Origin of the sequence: Labilibaculum antarcticum, assembly GCF_002356295.1 — a bacterium.
GTDB lineage: Bacteria > Bacteroidota > Bacteroidia > Bacteroidales > Marinifilaceae > Labilibaculum > Labilibaculum antarcticum.
The window spans coordinates 5,350,228-5,369,498 of sequence record NZ_AP018042.1 but is presented as its reverse complement, the minus strand read 5'-3'; the positions used below and the strand labels follow the sequence as shown (position 1 = coordinate 5,369,498).

Below are 19,271 nucleotides of genomic sequence, written 5' to 3'. Positions count from 1 at the left end.
GGGACCAAAATGGAGGAGGTGTCGAGCTTACCTTCTCATTACTATCAGCCTCAATAGCTGTCGGGATCAAAAACCGGTCAGGTCTATTTGTAGTAATCGATTCCCAATCATTCCTTTATTTTCATTACCTCAAATCTTTGTTTCGCATGTATTCAAATATGGCTCAGTCTTCGCACCAGCTAAAGGGAGTATAGGTTCGCAAGTACAAATAAGAATGGAATAGTTACATAAAACTGCTTTGTTTTGTAAAATAAATACAGGTGTTTTATTTTTATTTGCGAGTATATTGTTAATTTAACAGTTGCATTTTAAATAAGCTGCCCGATGTCCAAAAAGAGAAAGAAAATAAAACAACAAGAAGGAAGGAAGAAAGAAAACCATCCAAGTAAAAATCCGGTACTTAAGAAAACATATTTAAAAATTTTAGAACACGTATGTTCTCAAACCGATTGTGAAACCGCTTTTAAATTGCTTTCAAAAGATGAAAAAACGAATGCCTTCGGACATCGGGTTTATGTAGAATCTCTTAAATTTGAGAATAAAGGGGCTGTTGCAAAAGACGCATTAAAATTCTTTACAAGTTATGTACAAAATTTTTATTCTGACAATATTTTAAAACTGCAGCGGGATTTGGAAGCCGAACTCACCAATTTTGAAATTCTTGTTGGATTGCAGTTTTTAACTTCGCTTGACTATGTGGTAGGTGAAAGAAAGAAGCAATTGCAAATTGCCTTTACTCCTATGCGGGTAAAATTGGGTGCTTTGGAAGAAATGCTTCAGACAATTGTTTATCATTATGCGATTACTGCCAATAGCACCAATATTTTTAATGATACCGTATATAATCTGAAGTTTGATTTTGATGTGAAGAACTATCCAACAGTCGGGATGCATTATTCTTCAAATTTAGAGGCTATCCCATGCCGTTCTAGTAATTATATTGAAAATGGTAATCTCAGGAAAGTATTTCAATTAGGGTATTTGGATTATGGCTTTACTATGAATTGGGTGTTTGTACCTGTAAAAAGCCTTCAGGGAGTCTACCGTGGTGATAAAAAGGAATTGCCACTGTGTATTCAAAATCACGCCTATAATCGGTTGTTGGAGCGATTAAAACCTCTATCTGGTATAGATATTATCCATCAACTTAGTTATACTTTACAAACTTCTCTTAAGATTGAAATCTACAAGGGAAATATTTTGATTCCATATTTTCATATAAATCTAAAATGTGGTTATTTCTTAGGCGTAATTAATAAAAATAGATTGATCATTAAGACATTTTTATTTTTGACTCATCATTATACACCTGAAGGTGATAAGCTTGAAAAAGCATTGGGTTTAAGTAAAGAAGAAATATCGTACTGGAAAATTGGCAGCCTTGAAAATTTCTTTGGTTCAAATTTGGAGACTAATCATGAAATGATGGAAGCATTTGAGGATGCAGGAATAAGTCATTTATTTACTGTACAATCATTAGGCTATGAGAAGGAGCAGAGAAATTACAATTGGGAAGCTTTAAACGAATATATCAATCTGGGTAAAACAGAACTATTTGATGAGGGAGCAGAAGATGAAATGTTAGAAGAATTGGTTGAGGAGGGGCTAGATGAGTAAGAAACGAAAAAAGAAAACACCCGCTCTAAAGTACAATGAAAGGGCTGCCATAAATGTCAATTTTAATCGAATAAAACAAGTGTGTGAGATTCTTGGCTGTGCTGATGCCTTGCGTATTTTAACACAACAGGAGATTGAAGAAGTTTACCAGCTTCGCATGCATTTTATGCAGCCAAAAATGATGGCGGGGCATAAGATCAGTAGGGAGAAAATGAAAATCTATAGCCACTTCAGTCAGCTGTTTTGCAAGCAGGAAAAATCCGTTTTGGTAGAAGGGCAAAAGCCGGTTTCGGTGATTACTATGGTGGCCGTTGAGCGATTCATAGCATGGCACTCCTATGTTCCTGAAACAAGAAGTATTGAAATTAGAACGGCGTTGCATGTATTATTCGGGCATTTTGCTAAAATTGAAAAACCAATAACGGATTTGTATTGGAATTACAATAGGATACTTGCTTTATCGAATCCATTTACTACAACGATGCACACTTTCAAAACTTCATATGAATACAGAAAAGATGATGTGCATGGTTTGTATCATACGCTAAGGATATTTAGTGTTGAACCACGGGTTAGTAAGGTTAAAATAAATGGGATTAAAAGAATTGCCTATCAGATAGGCTGCCAAAGTGTAAATGATGAACCTCATTGGATCAGTATTTCGGCTGCTAAGCTATCCAGTTTATACAAAGGAGATGAGGCAGAACTTCCTGTCTTCATTCAAAATCATGCTCTGATAAGATATCTAAGCCGGATTAAACCCATTAAAAAGGATGCTGGACAATCTTACATCGGTATTAGTATTAGGAATAAAGAACCAATTATTTATCGTAGAAATGTATTGTTTCCGATCTGTTACAAAGATTTTAAGGTGGGGTATTTTATTGCGAGGATAGTGGGTGACAAGCTCGTAATCAGCACTTTCCTCTTTGTTACACAGCGTGGAACTCCCGAAGGAGATAAACTGGAAAAATTATCAGGTTTAAGCAAAGAGGAAATAACGTATTGGAATATTGCCAAACTAGACGTGTTTGCTTCCAGCGAAATGAATCCTGAACAAGGGATATTTACACTTTTTAAAGAATGTGGTTTGGATTATCTTTTTGATGCGGCGAAACACATCGGGGAAAATGAAAATTACAGTTACAATTGGGATGCTTTTAATGAATACATGAGAAAAGGAAAAGAGCTGTTGAACGATGATTTAGAGGGGGACGCTGAAGAAGCGGACCTGCAGGAGGAAGATGCCTGGCTTTGAATACAGCTCCCGCAGATTTGTAATCGGCAGGCAATAAGTTCAGGATTTTCAATCCCCTATGTGTTTTCACTTCGGGTTCGGATATCACTAATATCCCAAACTAAACACCTAATTCCATGACCCTAAACGACTGCCTGATTTGGATGAAGGAATCCAAAGATTGATATGACGAAGCCTGCACCAATAGCCTATTCGTTATCAGAATACCGGTTTTTTTGTCAGAAGCAGATACATCCGTAAAGTAAATTTCTTTTGTGTTTTGGAAATCATTTTTTTTGTAATTAGCAGAGATGCGATGCAAATCAATCATTTTTGCGCAGAGACGCGATGCATCGCGTCTGAATAGGATAATTAGATTGGATAGATACGTGATGTATCGCGTCTGTACGATGAATAAAATCTATAATAATGGACGGAAAATTTCAAAATAAATACCGGATCCCATCTGCCCGATTAAAAGATTGGGATTACGGATCGAATGCCATTTATTTTGTGACCATCTGCACGCAGCACCGCCAACATTATTTTGGGGAAATTTCCAATGGGAAAATGAGATTGAATGAAATTGGGGAATTGGCGGCAAGCGAATGGCTGAAAACACCTGGAATCAGACCCGATATGAATTTGGAATTGGGCGAATTTGTGATCATGCCCAATCATTTTCATGCCCTAATCACCATTGGCAAAAATAATTACAATACCCATACAGACGCGATGCATCGCGTCTCCACAGGATGCACATTACCTCTTCACAGGATGCATCGCATTTCCAATGATTTTTGTACAGACGCGATGCATCGCGTCTCTACAAATGCGAAATTTGGATCACAATCCAAAAATTTGGCATCAATTATTCGCGGATTCAAATCATCGGTAACCATTAATGCCCGGAAAATCAATTCTGAATTTACATGGCAAAGCCGATTTCACGATCACATTGTCCGCGATTTTGATTCCTTCCATCGCATCGAACAATACATCCAAAATAATCCATGCAAATGGATAGAGGATCTTTATTTAATTTACATCACGACATCTAATAACAGATAATCCTCCTTTTATGGGAGGATTTTTTTTGTGCATCAGTTTCTTAGGGGAATCAAGACAAAACTTGGTTATTCTCTTGAAAAAAAAGCTGCACCAGTTATTGGGTGCAGCGTTTCTGTTTTTATTCATCTTTTAAGAGGGGAACATCATCTGATTTCAATATGGCTGTTGCCAGCACTATCTTTCACCAGCTCTATTTGGGTGCTGATGCGTTCCTTTAAAGCTTCCACGTGACTAATGATACCAATGGTGCGGTTGCTTTCGGCTTGCAAGCGCTCTAAGGTGCACAAGGCCAGTTCCAGGGTTACCTGATCCAAACTTCCGAATCCTTCATCAATAAAGAGGGTTTCCAGTTGGGTATTTTGTCCTGCCAAATCCGATAAGCCCAAGGCCAAGGCCAGCGAAATCAGGAAACTCTCACCGCCCGATAGGGTGCGAACCGATCGTTCCTCGTTGCCTTGCAGGGTATCCACCACAAAAAGGTCTTCGTTTTGCTGCGGATTGTATTTTAAGAGGTAGCGCTGATCCAGTTTCATCAGATGCAAATTGGCCAAACTCAACATCTGCTGAAGCGTTAGTTCCTGAGCAAACTTGCTGTACTTATTTCCGGTAGCATCGCCAATTAATTCATTCAAATTGGCCCATCGTTTCACTTCCTTTCTTTGCACTTCCAGTTCTGTTAAAAGACTACCAGCACGTTTTCGGTTCTCCTTGTCTTGCTTTAGTTGTTGTTCAAAGGCACCTAAACTTTTGTTGGCATCTCCCAATTGAGCATCTTCCTGCTTTTCTTTTTCCAGAAGTTCTTCGGTAGCAATCGCTGTAAGCTTCAATTTAATTTTGGCTAGTGCTTCCTGCAGGTCTTTTTCACTTTGCTTACGGGCGGTTTCTCTATTCTGAAGGGCATCTTGTCTGTTCTTAATTTCGGCCGCTTTCCCCTCGGGTAAAATGGCGTTCATGGCAAGCTCCAAGCTGTCAAAAGAATGTTTCTGAACAAGAGCTAGTAGTCGTTTGAACTCCTCGGCATAGGCTATCTCTAGTTTGCTGGCGTTTTTTGTTTCCTTGTCGGTTTGTTCCTGCAAGTAGGTTATGTTCTGCTTAATGCTCACTTCCTTTTTCGAGCTGTCTTGCAGCTTAGCACTGGCCAGTTCCAGCTTCTTATCGATCTTTTCCTGTTCTTCCGCTGGCAATTTATCGCCTAGTAATAGCTTTCGTTCCTGCTCAACATCCAATTTGTTCTTTGCAAGTTTGTTTAAATTTGCCGTTTTCTGTTCAGCATCTTTGTTGGCAATCTGTATGTTCTCTAGTCCGGCTTTTATCAGTTCGTTTAGCCGTAGTATATTTTTATCCTGATGTAAAAGCTCTTCTTTTTTGTTTTGATACCCAAGGTGAAGTGCATGCAAGGCCTCCAGTTTCGATTTCAGATTGGTTTCGTTCTGAATAAAGTGCTGCAAGTTGCACAGACTGGCCTCGCTTTGTTCCTGAGCTTCAGCAATCAATTTCACTTTCTCGAGTAGGGGCGCCATCACCTGCAAATTCTGAAGCATGTTTTCTCTGGAATCGAAGTTTTTTGCAGAAAGCTCTATTTGCCGGGCCCAAATTTTATGTTCTCCGGCAATAATTTTCAGAGCATCCTGATCCATTACAGTCAGTTCGGTTTTGATTTTCAACTGTTCTTCCTCAAAGGCTTTTGAATTTTCGTTCAGCAAGATCTTTACTTTTTCAAGTCGATTCAGTATGCTTTTGTTATCAGCTTCGAGCAGAATCAATTCTTTTTGTTTTGTCTCAATTTCTGAGGCAAGCTTTTTTAGTTCAGTCTGCAGCTGTTGCTTTTCTTTCTTACTTTCCTCACTCTTGTTTTCGTAGCTTTTTACGTACGGATGATGTGTTGAACCACACAAAGGACAAGCTTCACCGGCAACCAGTTGCTCCCGTTTGTCTTCCAAAGAAGATTCCAGTTGCAAACGCTGCAGCCTGATGCTTACCTCTTCTTCTTTCAGTTCAAGCACTTTTAATTTAGGCTTTTGATCCTTCAAAAGATTTGCTGCTAACTCGATGGACCGATTGTTGGCTTTTAATTGTAAATGCAGCTCCTTATTTTCCTGATGATCTTTGAGGTAATATTTTTGCAGGCTTTCCAGCTGCTCAAGGCTCTTGCTTTTTCGACTGGCCTGCGTCAATTGCTGATTCAACTCCTCTCTGTTGGTGAAATTTGCTTTCTCCAGCTCTTTCTCAATCGGGATCAGCTGCGCCTTAACATCATCAATCTTTACTTGCAGCAGGTCTATCTTTTGCGCCCAATTGCTGCCTTTACGGATTTGATCGCGTAATTCTGTGCTTTTTAATGCTGCGGCTTCCTCTTCCAGTTTCGAGTAAGTCCTTTTTATCTGATCCAGTTGTTGATTCACCAAAGGCAATAGGACAGGAACCTCTTCAAGAGCTTTGTCCCTTTCCAATATTTTTTCTATTTCCTCTTTCGATTTTCCACAGCCTTTCAAATCGAAATTGTATTGCTCCTGTTTGGTTTTTAATTCTTTGTTTGTTCGAACGGCCAGGTCCAATTCTGCCTTGCGTTCTTTCACCTGATTTGCAAGCATTTTTAATTGCTCATCCAACTGAGAGACTTTACTGAGGATAGGACGCAATTGTTCCCGTTCTTTTACCACAGTCTTCTCATTTTCAAGATCGTTTTTCAGCTGTTCCTTACTTTGCTCCAGCTCTTTCTTCTTCTTTTCTATTTCTGCTTTGTATTCCTCAATCTGTTTTTTAAGCTGCTTAATCTGCAGCTCCTGTTGTATGTTTTGCTGCAAATCCCCTTTACTATGAATTAACTTGTTGTGTTGCTCAAGTTGCTGCAAGAGAGGCGTAAATGCCGTAATCTCCTTTCGAAGTTCTTCTTCATCCGTCTTGTTTTTATCAAGGGAAAGCTTCCACTCTGCTTCTTGCTTTCGAACAGAGACCTGCTCTTTGGTGATTTTGATTTGCATCTCTAAATTTTCCAGCTCTTGTTTTAGGGTCTTAGCATTCCCTTCGATACTGGTTTTGTCTTCCGGGCTTAGCAGTTCAATACCCTGCATTTTATTATTGATAGCGGCAATAAAATCTTCTTGTTCCTTTAGCTTGGCATAGGCCGCTTTTCCAATCTGCCGGTAAATTTCGGTTCCGGTGATTTTCTCCAACAATTCGGAACGTTCATTGGCATTTGCTTTCAGAAATTTGGCAAATTCACCCTGCGATAAAACAATCGATTTTACGAACTGATCGTAATTAAGCCCTGTTATTTCTGCATTTCTGCCGGGAATAAGTCTTTTTGCCTGCTCCAGAATATCCCATTCACCATCTGGGTTCAATTGGGAAAGCTCCATTTCGTAATCGCGGAGATTGTGATTTCTGTTTCGGCTAATGCTCCATTTTGATCGGTAGCTATTGCCATTTACCTGGTATTCCACTTCGGCATAACAATCGGATGTGCCGCGTGTGATAAGAGTCCCGAAATTTTCAATATTGTTTCTCGATAGTTTGCCGCTTCTGGGAATTTGATTGTACAGGGCAAGGCTGATGGCATCAAGTAAAGTGCTTTTGCCTGCTCCCGTTGGGCCGGTAATGGCAAATAAACCTGTTTCACTCAGTGGGGCCTGATTAAAAGGGATCACGTGTTCCTCTTTTAACGAGTTCAGGTTTTTTATTCTCAATTGGGTAATCTTCATTTTATCTGATATAAATCTTACTGTTCCTTGTCATTCATTTCCTGCAGCAATTGCTGATAGCTGTTCTGTAATTCGGCACCATCCTCAAAATTCGAACGCTCAAGTAGTTTGTCAAATACTTCCTGATCGGTTAAATCTTTTAAAGCAACCTGTTCTTCGTACAATTCAGAGACCCCTTTTACTCTATCCTTAAAGCTGATGGATGGTTTCACAATTTCCAGATCAAAATCCATTTCCAAAAGTTCCTTGTATTTCTGCAGAAGATTTGGATCGTAATTTTCTTCCTCGATATGAATTTCGGCCCAATCGGTATCTTCTCCTTCTGAATGGTGCTGCTGCAGTTGACTGGCAACTTCATCCAAACTTCCGCTAAAACCAATCAATCGTCTAAATAGAGGGACTTTTACTGATTCAACAGAGCTGAGTTTATTTTCCATAAATTCGATCACGACAACTTCTTTTTGATCATTCTTCTCGCTAAAACTTAAGGGGATAGGAGATCCTGAATAGCGAACCTGTTCCTGATTCGAAATGCGCTGCGGACGATGGATGTGTCCCAGAGCCACGTAATCGAAGTTTTGAGGAAAAGAATCCCATCTAAAGGCTGCCTGATTTCCCATTTGAATGTCTCTTTCACTATCGCTGGTTGAGACACCTGCCATGTAAAGATGCCCCGTGGCAATAACCGGCAACTGATTTGTATTGATTTTTTCTACACAATCCGCCACTTCTTTGTAATGATTCGCAATGCCCATGCTTGTGGCTTCTATTCTTTCTTCGTGGCTTTCCCCAACAATACCTTTACGGATATCCCTGTCGCGCAGATAGGGAACAGCACAAACAAAAGCCGCTAACTGTCCGTTTTTGTCCTTAATTTCTACAATTTCCTGTTCAATAGAATCGGGTACACCCCCAATTACTGAAATGTTCAAGGCATCCAGAAGACTTTTGGGCGCGTTCAAAGTACTCACATAATCATGATTTCCCCCGGTAATAATTACCTTCTGACAGGTGCTTTCCCGGCATAGGGTTAAGAATCGGTAATATTGCTGCAGAGCTGAATTTGAGGGGTAACCTACATCAAAAATATCTCCTGCAACCAATAGTAAATCAATTTGTTTATCCTGCAGGACTTGCAGCAACCAGGAAAAGAATTTTTCATGTTCTTCAAATCTGTCTTTGCCATGCAAGCGTTGTCCGATGTGCCAATCGGAAGTATGTAGTATTCTCATGAATCAATCATATTTATAGGAATGGTGAATATAGAAAAAGATTAAGAAGATAGGTACATAATACTTGAATAATGAGAGCATTTTATAAGATTCGGTACTTGAGTGAATGCAAATTTAAGAATGCTCATCGCCAAACTGTGTCGAATTGGTTGCTTTTATACTATTTTTCTCTTCAGTATTCATCCGTTCCCTTCCTCCGATTGAAAGATTTCTAAAAAGCAGGAGATTTTTTCACCGCTCTCCAAAATATTCAATTCGTCGATGAAATCATAGTCTGCTTTCATTGCTGATCATTCAACAAATTTGCATTAATTGTGACGAATAATTAGAATTGAGGATCATAACAAGCTTCGTCAATTGAAACCTAATCAAATATTACAGGCATTAAAAAGGCTTCTCCAACAGCCATCAACACAATGCCCGAAGTTTTGTCTTTTCGGACACAGAAGAAAAGAACACCTAATTCAATAGCAATGCTGGTCAATAAAAGACAATAGGTCTTAATTCAGATGGGAAAAAATCACATTTTCCAAATAAGTAGGTATCCGGAAATGATTAAAATAATACCGAATACAACTCAATTATTTAAGTTTAATTGACAATATAGTTTCATAATAATTCCTACCTTAAATAAACGTTTGTCATTTGTTTGTATGGTAAAAGTAAAATATCAGGCTTTTTTAATGGTGTAATCAGTTAGGTGGCAATAAAGTCGCTAAATGGTTTAGAGGTATGAAAATATCGCAATGTAGATAGTTGTATTAGGTGTTATTTTAAATTCGATAAGTTTTTTATAGTAATAATACATTCAAATTATGATTTATATTAAGATGTGCCTATTGTGTAGCTTTTTTGTAATGATACCATTTTTGATGTTTTGCCAAAATAAAGACAGTATCATACAGAAAAAAGAGCGCAATGATTCGATTGTGTTTGTGATAACCAATAAGGTTTTTGACAGCTTGCAAAATAGATTTAGCATTTTTGAGAATCATACAGATACTAAAGATCCATTGAAGTGCTATACGTTTACGAGTCAGGATTCAACTTTGAATGACCATTCAATACATAAAATGGAAAACCTAAATGAAATATTGAATTGTGATAAGGATTTATTGATTTTTATTCATGGTGATGGAAAGACAACTAACAATGCGGTTATGAGAGGTCTTAAAATTCAAAATTTATATGATTTGAAGATTATAGTCTTTAGCTGGACATCCAAAATGGAGAAAGTAAATGGACTTAAGAATTTTAAAAATTCAAAAAAGAACATAGAGCTGGGTATATTAAAATTTAAGGAAATGTTATTGCAAATACAAGAATTGAAAAAAATGAGAGATTTTCAAACGAAGAAGATTCATATTAGTCTTTGTATGCATAGCCTTGGAAATTACTATATGGAAAGAATGGTGAAAGATAGTTTATTAAGCGGTTTGCATGATGAATTATTTGACAATATAATTTTTAATGCGGCCGCAGTCAATCAGAAAGAGCATTCTAAGTGGATGAATCAACTCCATATTCAAAAACGAATTTACATTACAAGTAATAAGAAAGATTTTAATCTAAATGGGGTCCGAGTTTTCACAAAATCAAGAAAACAGTTAGGAGAGCGTCTCAAATTACCACTTTCAGAGAATTCCAATTATATTAACTTCACAAAAGCGATTGGATTTATGTTTCCAACCCACTTGACACATACCTATTTCCTGGGAGGAATAAGAGGGGAAAATATCAATCAGTTTTATTTCAATTTATTCCATGGTAAGGAAATCCAACTAAACGACAGTACATTATTTATCCGAAGAAAAGATGGATTGGGCCATAACATCCTGGTCAATTAACTTAAGAATTGTTTGCTCCCCTTAACTTTTAATAAAGTAATTAGCGCCCCAAAGTTATATAATTCCATTCAGCCAATATTACATTCACAGACTTAAGTGCCACAACTTCAGACTGTCTATTAATTGCTGCTTCTTTATTTGTTTTTTGAGCGTTTTAGTAACTCAAAAGGCCTTTATTTATTGTTTCATTTGTATCTTTGCACCGCTTTTTAATAGCATTTACATTGTACTATAATTGTGAGATTTTAGTTTTTATCTGCAATTGGAATTATGGTAGTATAAAGATTATAGATAATGAGTTTAGTCGTTCGGAAAACAATAGATATACGGTTTAGTGAAGTTGATTCAATGAGAGTTGTTTGGCATGGCAGTTATGTCAAATTTTTGGAAGATGGACGCGAATGTTTTGGTGATAAATTTGGTTTGGGGTATTTGGATGTAGCTGCGCAAGGTTTGTTAATCCCAATCGTGGATATGAAATTGAGTTATAAAAAATCCGCAAAATATGGCGATAAATTGGTTGTCGAAACCAGATTTATAAGTTCATTAGCCGCTAAATTAATTTTCGAATATACAATTTATCGAAAAGCTGATATGGCGGTGTTAGTAAAAGCTCAAACCACACAGGTTTTTACTGATAAGGAAGGTCAACTGCTATTGTGTTGTCCTGATTTTTATATTGATTGGAAAAGTTCGGTTGGAATTTTGAAGTAGAATAATATTATACGCTTTACCTATAGGTGTGCATTTAAGTTGACTAGAGCAAAGGGGAAAAATAAAATGAATAAAGTATTTATAGCAGGAAGCAATATTATAAGTTCATTGGGTTTTACCTCAAAAGAAAATTTCAATAATGTTTTGAAAGGAAATTCAGGATTACGTTATCATTCTGAAGGTGAGATTCATCCAATTTCATACATAAACAGATCATTCTTTAAAGAACATTGTTTAAAAAATAAAGTAGAAGCCAAAGTATCTCTTTTTGAGAAATTGTGTATCCTTTCGATAAAGGATGCTGTCTCTAAAACGATAGTTGATCTTAAAGAAGAGAATTGTTTGTTAATTATAGCAACAACAAAAGGGAATGTAGGGTTTCTTGAGAAAGCAAATGAAAGAACTCAAGACATTCATCTGTGGGAGAGTGCTAAGAAAATAGGGGACTATTTTGGAGCTGTAAATCGCCCCATGCTTATTTCAAATGCTTGTGTGTCCAGTATTTTAGCTCAAGTAACGGCAGTACGATTATTGAAGGCGGAAAAGTACAAACATGTGATTGTTTGCGGTGCTGACTTGATCTCGGAGTTTGTGTTATCGGGCTTTACTTCTTTTAAAGCACTAAGTAATAATTCATGCAGACCATTTGATAAAAACAGAGATGGTCTTTCATTAGGTGAAGGCGCTGGAACTCTTGTCCTAACCACAGATTCCACACAAGCAATTTTCAATGGAGCTTCATGCGTTGCAGGGGCTTCTTCTAACGATGCAAATCATATTTCCGGGCCTTCTCGCACCGGTGATGGTCTTGCAAATGCCATTACATCTACTTTGAATCAAGCACAAATTAAACCGGAATTCATTTCAGCACACGGTACTGCAACAATGTACAACGATGAAATGGAATCGAAAGCAATAAATTTAGCTCAGCTAAATGATGTGCCGGTAAATAGTTTGAAAGGATTTTTTGGGCATACTCTTGGTGCAGCAGGAATAATTGAGACAATAATAACTCTCTGTGCTATGAATGAATCAAAGGCTCTGGAGACAAAAGGATTTGTTGATTATGGTGTGTCCGAACAAATTAATTTAGTGACAAGAACAGAGGATTTAAACTTCAATTCATTTCTGAAAATTGCTTCAGGATTTGGTGGTTGTAATGCTGCAATTCTTTATTCAAAATACTAATCTATGCATATTTTAAAATATTGTTCTGTATCCGATGCAGAAATTACGGATGGTTCTGAGGTCCTTTTTAAATCGAATGAAAAAGATTTAAAACCTTTTTTAAAAGAGTTTTATAAATCAGAAAAATTAGAATATCCAAAGTTTTATAAAATGGATGCACAGTGTAAACTTGCATTTATAGCTGCTGAGGTTCTGTTTCGAAATATAGGCCGGGAACAATATCAAAATGAAGAGATTGCATTGGTATTTGCGAATTCCGAATCTACATTAGCAACCGATATGTCTTACTGGGAAAGCACTAAAAATATTGCGAGTCCGGCATTGTTCGTATATACGTTACCTAATATCTTAATGGGTGAGATTGCGATAAGAAACAAAATAAAAGGAGAGAATTACTTCTTCGTATCTGAAAATTTCGATGCCCAATTGTTGCATCAGCAAACCGAAATGGTGTTTCAAAACACAGCGACTAAATTAGTTGTAGTCGGGTGGGTGAATTACGAAAGCGAAACAAATTATTCCGCAAAATTATTTTTGATATCTAAATCAGAAGTAGGCTTGTTCCCATTTACTATAGATAATATTAACAATTTAAATAAATAATAGAATGGATTCATTAATTGAAGAATTAAAGATCAAGTTAATTAAGGAATTAAACCTGGAAGATATGGAACCGGATGAGATTGAAGCTGATCAAGCTCTTTTTGGTGATGGATTAGGCCTTGATTCTATTGATGCTTTGGAATTAATTGTTTTAATGGAACGTGATTACGGAATTAAAATAACAGATCCGAATAAAGGACGTGAAGTGTTTGTTACTTTAACAAGTATGGCAGAATACATAAAGGCGAATTCATAAATAGTTCAACTCAGCATTATGTCGAGAAAGGTTGTTGTAACAGGTTTAGGCATTGTTTCCGCTCTAGGTTTAGGGGTGAAGCAGAATATCCATGCACTTCAAAATGGGCATACGGGAATTGCCCCAATTAAATACTTGCAGACAAGGCTTCGAGACAAGTTTGTTTTGGGAGAAGTTAAATACTCCAATACAGACTTGAAATCCATTTTAGGCATTGATGAAGATGAATTGATTTCCCGAACCAGTATGTTGGGGATTCTCGCTGTTCGTGAAGCCGCTAATATGGCTGGTCTAACGCTTGATGAGCTAAAAACATGTGCTTTAGTTTCAGGAACAACCGTTGGAGGCATGGATTTGACTGAACAGATTGTCGATTTTGATTCGGAGAAAGACTTGCATAAAGTTCTGAATCTTCACCCATGTGGTGATTCTACCGAAAAAATAGCTTCCTATCTGGGAATAGGAGGATTCGTTACGACTTATAGCACAGCTTGTTCATCGGCGGCAAACGCCATAATGATGGGTGCTCGCCTGATTAAATCGGGTAGAGCAGATCGGGTAATTGCAGGAGGAACAGATGCATTATCTTGTTTTACTTTAAATGGATTTAATAGTTTACTGATACTCGATTGTGAGTATTGTCGACCTTTTGATAGATCCAGAGCTGGCCTAAATTTAGGCGAAGGAGCTGGTTTTATTGTTTTGGAGGCTGAAGATATTGCCAAACCAAACAAAGCTCTTGCTGTTTTATCAGGATATGCCAATGCGAATGATGCTCATCATCAAACAGCATCCTCGCCCGAAGGGATTGGAGCCAGTCTGTCTATGCAAAAAGCGATGGAAGTTGCTGGCTTAAAATGTGCCGACATTTCCTATATCAATGCCCATGGCACTGGCACACCAAATAACGATTCATCAGAGGCGAGAGCAATTGGTAATTTGTTTGGAGATAATCCACCTTTTAGTTCTACAAAAGCATTTACAGGTCATACTTTAGGTGCTTGCGGAGGTATTGAAGGTGTTTTTTCAATCATGGCGATACAGAATCAGGAACTTTATGCTGGTTTAAACTTTTCTGAAGCGGATGAAGATTCACATATTGTTCCGATAGATCAGTATGAGAAGTCTGAAATAAAACACGTGCTGTCAAATTCTTTCGGTTTCGGAGGGAATAATAGTAGTCTTGTGTTTTCAAAAATATAAAAATGGCCATATATATAAATGCATCATCAATGGTTTCAGCTCAGGAAACTCTGGGAACTACAAAATGGCCGGAGAATACTGTTTTATCTGAAAACTCGGGTCTTAAGGTGATCGATCCTGTATATAAGGAATACATACCACCAGCCATGTTGCGACGCATGAGCAGACTCGTGAAATTTAGTTTGGTGTCAGCATTTGATTGTTTAAATCAAGTTGAACCAAATAGTATTGATGCCATAATAACAACAACCGGACTAGGTTGTATTGATGATACAGGTGTGTTTTTAAAACAAATGCACGAGAATGGTGAGAAATTAATGAATCCCACTGCTTTTATTCGATCGACACACAATGCCGTGGGAGGACAAATTGCCTTGATTAAAGGTTTGCGAGTACCAAATTATACTTTTTCGCAAAAAGAAACGTCTTTTGAAACGGGTTTGATTGATGCGATAATGATGATTGAGGAAGGAGAGGCTAAAAATGTATTGCTTGGTGGTTTTGATGAACTGACGCCTCTCAGCTTAAATCTGTGGAAACAAATGGGTTGCCTGGCAGAGAAAGAACTGGATAAGAATGGACTAAAAAAGGCTTCTAATTCAGGTGTAATAGTAGGCGAAGGTGCTGGGTTTTTTGTTGTATCCTCGAAAGAGGGAAGCTCAAAATCGTCCAAACTGGTAGATATTGAGATTCATCGTACTGCAAGCTGCGATTGCAATAGTTTAGTTCAGAAATTTTTAGCCAAGCACAATTTACATTCCAGTGATATCAATTTATTACTATTGGGTCTGGATGGAACTCCTAACACCAAGAATTTAGTTCCTTTGCTAAATACCGATTTTGAGAATTCGATAGTAGCAGGATTTAAACATTGTTCGGGCAGTTTCGATACAGACACTAGTTTTGCTTTGTGGATGGCACACACAGCCATACAGAACGATAGTATTGGCGAAGCGACTTATTTACAGGGAGAAAAAGATCAAGAAATTGAAAAAGTTTTACTTGTAAATTCATCAAGACATAATTCATATACATTTATTTTATTGACAAAATGTCGAAGTTCACAATAAGCAATATAGTCCTTACTTTACTTGCTCTGCTTTCCTTTATTTTGGAAGTTGTTGAGTTTTCCTATTCTTGGGTCGTTCTGATTTTGGGTCTGTTGGTATATGTATGTGTGTTGATTTGTGGAGTGGTAAATGTAAGATGGCAATTTTTTATGCCAATTATTTGTGAGATTCCTAATTCGGAGAAAGAAATATTCTTAAGTTTTGATGATGGTCCGCAAGAACAAAGCGAAGCTGTTTTGGATTTGTTGAAAAAACACGAAATAAAAGCCAATTTCTTTTGTATCGGAAAACATCTTGAAGAAAATCCCATATTGGCACAACGCTTGTTTACCGAAGGTCATTTTGTTGGCAATCACAGTTATTTACATGAAGTGAAATTCCCCGCCAAATCGGTCACCAATATTATTGCAGAACTTGAAAAAACGAATGAGCTTATTGAGCGCTTATCAGGAAGTAAATCGGAATATTTCCGACCTCCTTTTGGCGTTAGTAATCCAAATATTGCAAAAGCAGTGACAAGCCTTAATATGAAATGTATCGGTTGGACGATCCGTTCTTTTGATACGTCAGACTCTAAGGGAAGTAAGGCTTTGCAAAAAATAAAAAAGGAATTAAAATCGGGGGATATTGTTTTGTTACATGATCATTCACCTCATGTTCTCACAATTTTAGAAGGCTTACTGCCTTTTTTGAAAGAAAATAATTACAAAACTCAAAGGATTGATATTGCTTTGAGAGTAAATGAAAAAAGCTAAGTCTTTTATATGAAAACAGATTGTATGAATAATATATGTTTAAAAGCTTTATTGTGTTTTGGTTTTATCTTTTGCATAACAACGTCAGAAGCAAAGGCTCAAAATTTCACTTCTGTGAAAGATATAGAGGCTGTGCAAATAGAGATTAATAAAGTGGCTTCGTCTATTGAAACCATTAAAAGTCGATTTGTACAAGAAAAGCATTTGAGTTTTATGACCGAAACAATTGTCTCAGAGGGACTTTTTCGTTTTAAAAAGGAGAATATGCTTCGATGGGAATATACTCAACCATTTGAGTATCTAATTTTATTTAATGGCGATAAAATCATCATTAAAGACAAAAATAAAACGAATCAATTTGATGCAAATTCCAATGCCGTATTTAAGCAAATAAACGATTTGATGTTAGGAGCTATCAAAGGTGATTTGGGTAAAAATAAAGATTTTGAAATGAGTTTAAAGGAATCTGCCAAGCAATACCTTTTAACTCTTAATCCGCAGAATGAAGCTTTGAAAGCTTACGTTTCTGGTGTTGAGATTCGGTTCGAAAAAACAGATTTGGCCGTTAGCAGTATTAAAATGATTGAATCTACTGGTGATTTTACTGATATCAGGTTCGAGAATAGAGAATTTAACACGATAATTGATGAGAGTACTTTTAGTCCTAATTAGTTCCTGCTTAATTTGTTTTTCATGCAGTACAAATAGAACAGCCTCTAAATTATCAAATAGCAAGAGGGTTGAAGAGAGAACTCCACTGTTTAAGGAGGGATTGAATGAAGCTGTTTTTCGGGGAAGTATTAGTGTTTATAAGCATTATTTTTCGGGAATTTTTGCTTTGAAACAAGATGGCATTGATCAATACCGCATGCTTTTAATGTCGGAGGTTGGAATGACTTTATTCGACATGAGCTTTACGTCAGATAGTTATGATCTGAATTATTGTATGGAGCCAATTCGGAAAAAGAGTTTGTTTAAGTTGATGCATCAAGATTTTCTTTTGCTTGTAAAAGCTCCGAAACAAGAAGGTTTACGATTTAAAGATGAAGAGAAGGCAATCTTAAAGTATCAAAAAAAGGAGAGTAGGGATTTCTATTTTTACGAGAATACACTGATGCAGAAAATCGATTCTAAAGGATTTTTTAATCGAATACATATTGAATTTAATGAGCAGGAAAAAGGTGTTTCAAATTCCATTCAAATACAACACTGGCCAATAAAGTTGAAAATGGAGCTTAAAAGAATTAAGTAGTTATGTTGCTAAATAAATTATATACATACGAACAGGTAGAGAGTGAATTGCCTTCTACTTTAAAGTTTAAGGTGAGTATTAATGCTGGCCATGAGATTTTTGAGGGACACTTTCCCGGAAATCCAATCACTCCAGGGGTTTGTCAAATGGAGATGGTAAAAGAAATTCTTAGTGATCATTTAAGTCAGGATTTGTTTTTCAATTCAATTTCCGATATGAAATTCATTAGTATGTGGGAGCCTAAAGAATCTGAACTTGTTTTTGTGGATATTGCGCATAAAATGACTGAAGATGTTTACAAAATAAATGCAAAAATTTATGGTGAAAGCACCGTTTATTTTAAACTAAAAGGGAATGCGAATGTCAGTGAATAAGTTGTTTAAAGACCTAAAAGTTTGCGTAATTATTCCAAGTTATAATAACGAACGGACAATTGCTGATGTAATCGATAGGGTATTACTGCATACAAGTAATGTAATTGTTGTAAACGATGGAGCGACCGATTCAACGGATTCCATTCTGAAAAGCTATCAATCATCGCTTGAAATTGTAACGCATAGTAAGAACAAAGGAAAAGGATGTGCTTTGCGAAATGGATTCAAAAGAGCATTGGAATTGGGTTACGAATATGCAATCACCATAGATTCTGATGGGCAGCATTTTCCCGAGGATCTTCCAAAGTTGATTCAACGATTGAAAGAGGAACCTAATTCATTAATTATAGGAGCTCGAAATATGAGCCAGAAAGATGTTCCTGAAGGAAGCAGTTTTGGGAATCGTTTTTCGAATTTTTGGTTCCTGGTCGAAACTGGTGTAAGACTTCCGGATACTCAATCCGGCTATCGGGTTTACCCAATAAAAAAACTTGCGGAAATTACTTTTTACTGTACAAAGTTCGAATACGAAATAGAGGTTCCCGTACGAGCATCATGGAGTGGTATACCTATTATTTCGGAACCGATACAAATTATATATGATCAGGGAGAGGATCGAGTTACTCATTTCCGACCATTTAAAGATTTTTTTAGAATCGGTGTTTTAACCACAATTTTATGCTTCATCGCTTTTGCTTATATCAAGCCACGTGATTTTTTCAAGAACCTGACGTGGAAAAATATAAAAGCTTTTTTGGACATTAAAGGTGAAAACAATTTCAAGTTAGCAACATCAATAGGTTTTGGTGTTTTTATGGGAATTGTACCTATTTGGGGGTATCAGATGATTGTTGCGCTGGCCTTGGCATACTTATTAAAATTGCATAAACCCTTCGTAATTGTTGCCGCGAATATTAGCATTCCACCCATGATTCCATTCATTATTTTCGGGAGCATAGCAACCGGAGCATTAATTATGGGGATTCCCATGGCTAATTTAAGTTTTTCGGATGGTTTTGGTCTTGATTCAATCACCAATAACTTGTTGCAATATGCCATTGGTAGTATGGTATTAGCTAGTGTTGCAGGTATTTTTAGTGGGAGTTTTTCATATTTATTGTTGTTAATCTTACGAAGAAAATAGAAGATTT

At 36.9% G+C, this 19,271-nt stretch carries 17 protein-coding genes; 15 read left to right on the top strand and 2 right to left on the bottom strand.

From position 1 onward, the window contains the following. The first annotated feature begins 324 nt into the window (after window positions 1–324). The 3 genes from ALGA_RS21370 (at window position 325) to ALGA_RS21355 (ending at window position 3,925) form a co-directional block, all read left to right on the top strand. Complete coding sequence (locus ALGA_RS21370) at window positions 325–1,617, top strand: hypothetical protein (RefSeq protein ID WP_096432809.1); 1,293 nt, start codon at window positions 325–327, stop codon at window positions 1,615–1,617. Beyond that, window positions 1,610–2,875: a hypothetical protein gene (locus ALGA_RS21365; RefSeq protein ID WP_096432807.1), complete on the top strand. Its 1,266-nt coding sequence runs from the start codon at window positions 1,610–1,612 to the stop codon at window positions 2,873–2,875. Before ALGA_RS21370 ends, ALGA_RS21365 begins: the two co-directional genes overlap by 8 nt. Before the next feature lie 408 nt (window positions 2,876–3,283). Next, window positions 3,284–3,925, top strand: coding sequence for a transposase (locus ALGA_RS21355; protein ID WP_096432803.1), 642 nt, complete (start codon window positions 3,284–3,286; stop codon window positions 3,923–3,925). Between the two features lie 143 nt (window positions 3,926–4,068). Here ALGA_RS21355 and ALGA_RS21350 read toward each other — a convergent pair whose 3' ends face one another. Both ALGA_RS21350 and ALGA_RS21345 read right to left on the bottom strand, forming a co-directional pair. After that, on the bottom strand, window positions 4,069–7,626 hold the full coding sequence (locus tag ALGA_RS21350; protein WP_096432801.1) for an AAA family ATPase: 3,558 nt from the start codon (window positions 7,624–7,626) through the stop codon (window positions 4,069–4,071). Window positions 7,627–7,643: 17 nt separating this feature from the next. Next, window positions 7,644–8,858, bottom strand: coding sequence for an exonuclease SbcCD subunit D C-terminal domain-containing protein (locus ALGA_RS21345; RefSeq protein WP_096432799.1), 1,215 nt, complete (start codon window positions 8,856–8,858; stop codon window positions 7,644–7,646). Between the two features lie 857 nt (window positions 8,859–9,715). Here ALGA_RS21345 and ALGA_RS21340 point away from each other — a divergent pair. From ALGA_RS21340 to ALGA_RS21285, 12 genes are all read left to right on the top strand, one after another. After that, on the top strand, window positions 9,716–10,705 hold the full coding sequence (locus ALGA_RS21340) for an alpha/beta hydrolase (protein ID WP_162845511.1): 990 nt from the start codon (window positions 9,716–9,718) through the stop codon (window positions 10,703–10,705). A gap of 294 nt (window positions 10,706–10,999) precedes the next feature. Next, on the top strand, window positions 11,000–11,419 hold the full coding sequence (locus ALGA_RS21335; RefSeq protein ID WP_096432794.1) for an acyl-CoA thioesterase: 420 nt from the start codon (window positions 11,000–11,002) through the stop codon (window positions 11,417–11,419). 66 nt (window positions 11,420–11,485) lie between these two features. Then, window positions 11,486–12,607, top strand: a complete 1,122-nt coding sequence (locus tag ALGA_RS21330; RefSeq protein ID WP_096432792.1) for a beta-ketoacyl-[acyl-carrier-protein] synthase family protein — start codon at window positions 11,486–11,488, stop codon at window positions 12,605–12,607. A gap of 3 nt (window positions 12,608–12,610) precedes the next feature. Beyond that, the gene (locus tag ALGA_RS21325) at window positions 12,611–13,210 is read left to right on the top strand and encodes a beta-ketoacyl-[acyl-carrier-protein] synthase family protein (RefSeq protein ID WP_096432790.1); all 600 of its coding nucleotides are present in this window, start codon (window positions 12,611–12,613) and stop codon (window positions 13,208–13,210) included. A gap of 4 nt (window positions 13,211–13,214) precedes the next feature. Then, on the top strand, window positions 13,215–13,466 hold the full coding sequence (locus ALGA_RS21320; protein WP_096432788.1) for a phosphopantetheine-binding protein: 252 nt from the start codon (window positions 13,215–13,217) through the stop codon (window positions 13,464–13,466). Window positions 13,467–13,484: 18 nt separating this feature from the next. Continuing rightward, window positions 13,485–14,669: a beta-ketoacyl-[acyl-carrier-protein] synthase family protein gene (locus tag ALGA_RS21315; protein ID WP_096432786.1), complete on the top strand. Its 1,185-nt coding sequence runs from the start codon at window positions 13,485–13,487 to the stop codon at window positions 14,667–14,669. A gap of 2 nt (window positions 14,670–14,671) precedes the next feature. Continuing rightward, on the top strand, window positions 14,672–15,739 hold the full coding sequence (locus tag ALGA_RS21310; protein WP_096432784.1) for a beta-ketoacyl synthase chain length factor: 1,068 nt from the start codon (window positions 14,672–14,674) through the stop codon (window positions 15,737–15,739). Next, the gene (locus tag ALGA_RS21305) at window positions 15,721–16,494 is read left to right on the top strand and encodes a polysaccharide deacetylase family protein (RefSeq protein ID WP_096432782.1); all 774 of its coding nucleotides are present in this window, start codon (window positions 15,721–15,723) and stop codon (window positions 16,492–16,494) included. The genes ALGA_RS21310 and ALGA_RS21305 overlap by 19 nt, the downstream gene beginning before the upstream one ends. Before the next feature lie 114 nt (window positions 16,495–16,608). Continuing rightward, window positions 16,609–17,166: an outer membrane lipoprotein carrier protein LolA gene (locus ALGA_RS21300; RefSeq protein WP_162845510.1), complete on the top strand. Its 558-nt coding sequence runs from the start codon at window positions 16,609–16,611 to the stop codon at window positions 17,164–17,166. Then, complete coding sequence (locus tag ALGA_RS21295; RefSeq protein ID WP_096432778.1) at window positions 17,141–17,746, top strand: hypothetical protein; 606 nt, start codon at window positions 17,141–17,143, stop codon at window positions 17,744–17,746. The genes ALGA_RS21300 and ALGA_RS21295 overlap by 26 nt, the downstream gene beginning before the upstream one ends. Window positions 17,747–17,748: 2 nt before the next feature. After that, entirely contained in the window at window positions 17,749–18,120 is a 372-nt protein-coding gene (locus ALGA_RS21290) for a hypothetical protein (protein ID WP_096432776.1), read from the top strand. Then, a complete protein-coding gene (locus ALGA_RS21285) occupies window positions 18,107–19,264 on the top strand; it encodes a DUF2062 domain-containing protein (RefSeq protein ID WP_096432774.1) in 1,158 nt (385 codons plus the stop codon). The genes ALGA_RS21290 and ALGA_RS21285 overlap by 14 nt, the downstream gene beginning before the upstream one ends. Window positions 19,265–19,271 lie beyond the last annotated feature (7 nt).

Excerpts from the sequence above, each read along its gene's own strand:
- ALGA_RS21370 (WP_096432809.1), top strand. The coding sequence starts at position 325 with ATGTCCAAAAAGAGAAAGAAAATAAAACAACAAGAAGGAAGGAAGAAA.
- ALGA_RS21335 (WP_096432794.1), top strand. The coding sequence starts at position 11,000 with ATGAGTTTAGTCGTTCGGAAAACAATAGATATACGGTTTAGTGAAGTT.
- ALGA_RS21305 (WP_096432782.1), top strand. The coding sequence starts at position 15,721 with ATGTCGAAGTTCACAATAAGCAATATAGTCCTTACTTTACTTGCTCTG.
- ALGA_RS21320 (WP_096432788.1), top strand. The coding sequence starts at position 13,215 with ATGGATTCATTAATTGAAGAATTAAAGATCAAGTTAATTAAGGAATTA.
- ALGA_RS21365 (WP_096432807.1), top strand. The coding sequence starts at position 1,610 with ATGAGTAAGAAACGAAAAAAGAAAACACCCGCTCTAAAGTACAATGAA.
- ALGA_RS21295 (WP_096432778.1), top strand. The coding sequence starts at position 17,141 with ATGAGAGTACTTTTAGTCCTAATTAGTTCCTGCTTAATTTGTTTTTCA.
- ALGA_RS21325 (WP_096432790.1), top strand. The coding sequence starts at position 12,611 with ATGCATATTTTAAAATATTGTTCTGTATCCGATGCAGAAATTACGGAT.
- ALGA_RS21290 (WP_096432776.1), top strand. The coding sequence starts at position 17,749 with ATGTTGCTAAATAAATTATATACATACGAACAGGTAGAGAGTGAATTG.
- ALGA_RS21285 (WP_096432774.1), top strand. The coding sequence starts at position 18,107 with ATGTCAGTGAATAAGTTGTTTAAAGACCTAAAAGTTTGCGTAATTATT.
- ALGA_RS21350 (WP_096432801.1), bottom strand. The coding sequence starts at position 7,626 with ATGAAGATTACCCAATTGAGAATAAAAAACCTGAACTCGTTAAAAGAG.
- ALGA_RS21330 (WP_096432792.1), top strand. The coding sequence starts at position 11,486 with ATGAATAAAGTATTTATAGCAGGAAGCAATATTATAAGTTCATTGGGT.
- ALGA_RS21345 (WP_096432799.1), bottom strand. The coding sequence starts at position 8,858 with ATGAGAATACTACATACTTCCGATTGGCACATCGGACAACGCTTGCAT.
- ALGA_RS21315 (WP_096432786.1), top strand. The coding sequence starts at position 13,485 with ATGTCGAGAAAGGTTGTTGTAACAGGTTTAGGCATTGTTTCCGCTCTA.
- ALGA_RS21340 (WP_162845511.1), top strand. The coding sequence starts at position 9,716 with ATGATACCATTTTTGATGTTTTGCCAAAATAAAGACAGTATCATACAG.
- ALGA_RS21355 (WP_096432803.1), top strand. The coding sequence starts at position 3,284 with ATGGACGGAAAATTTCAAAATAAATACCGGATCCCATCTGCCCGATTA.
- ALGA_RS21310 (WP_096432784.1), top strand. The coding sequence starts at position 14,672 with ATGGCCATATATATAAATGCATCATCAATGGTTTCAGCTCAGGAAACT.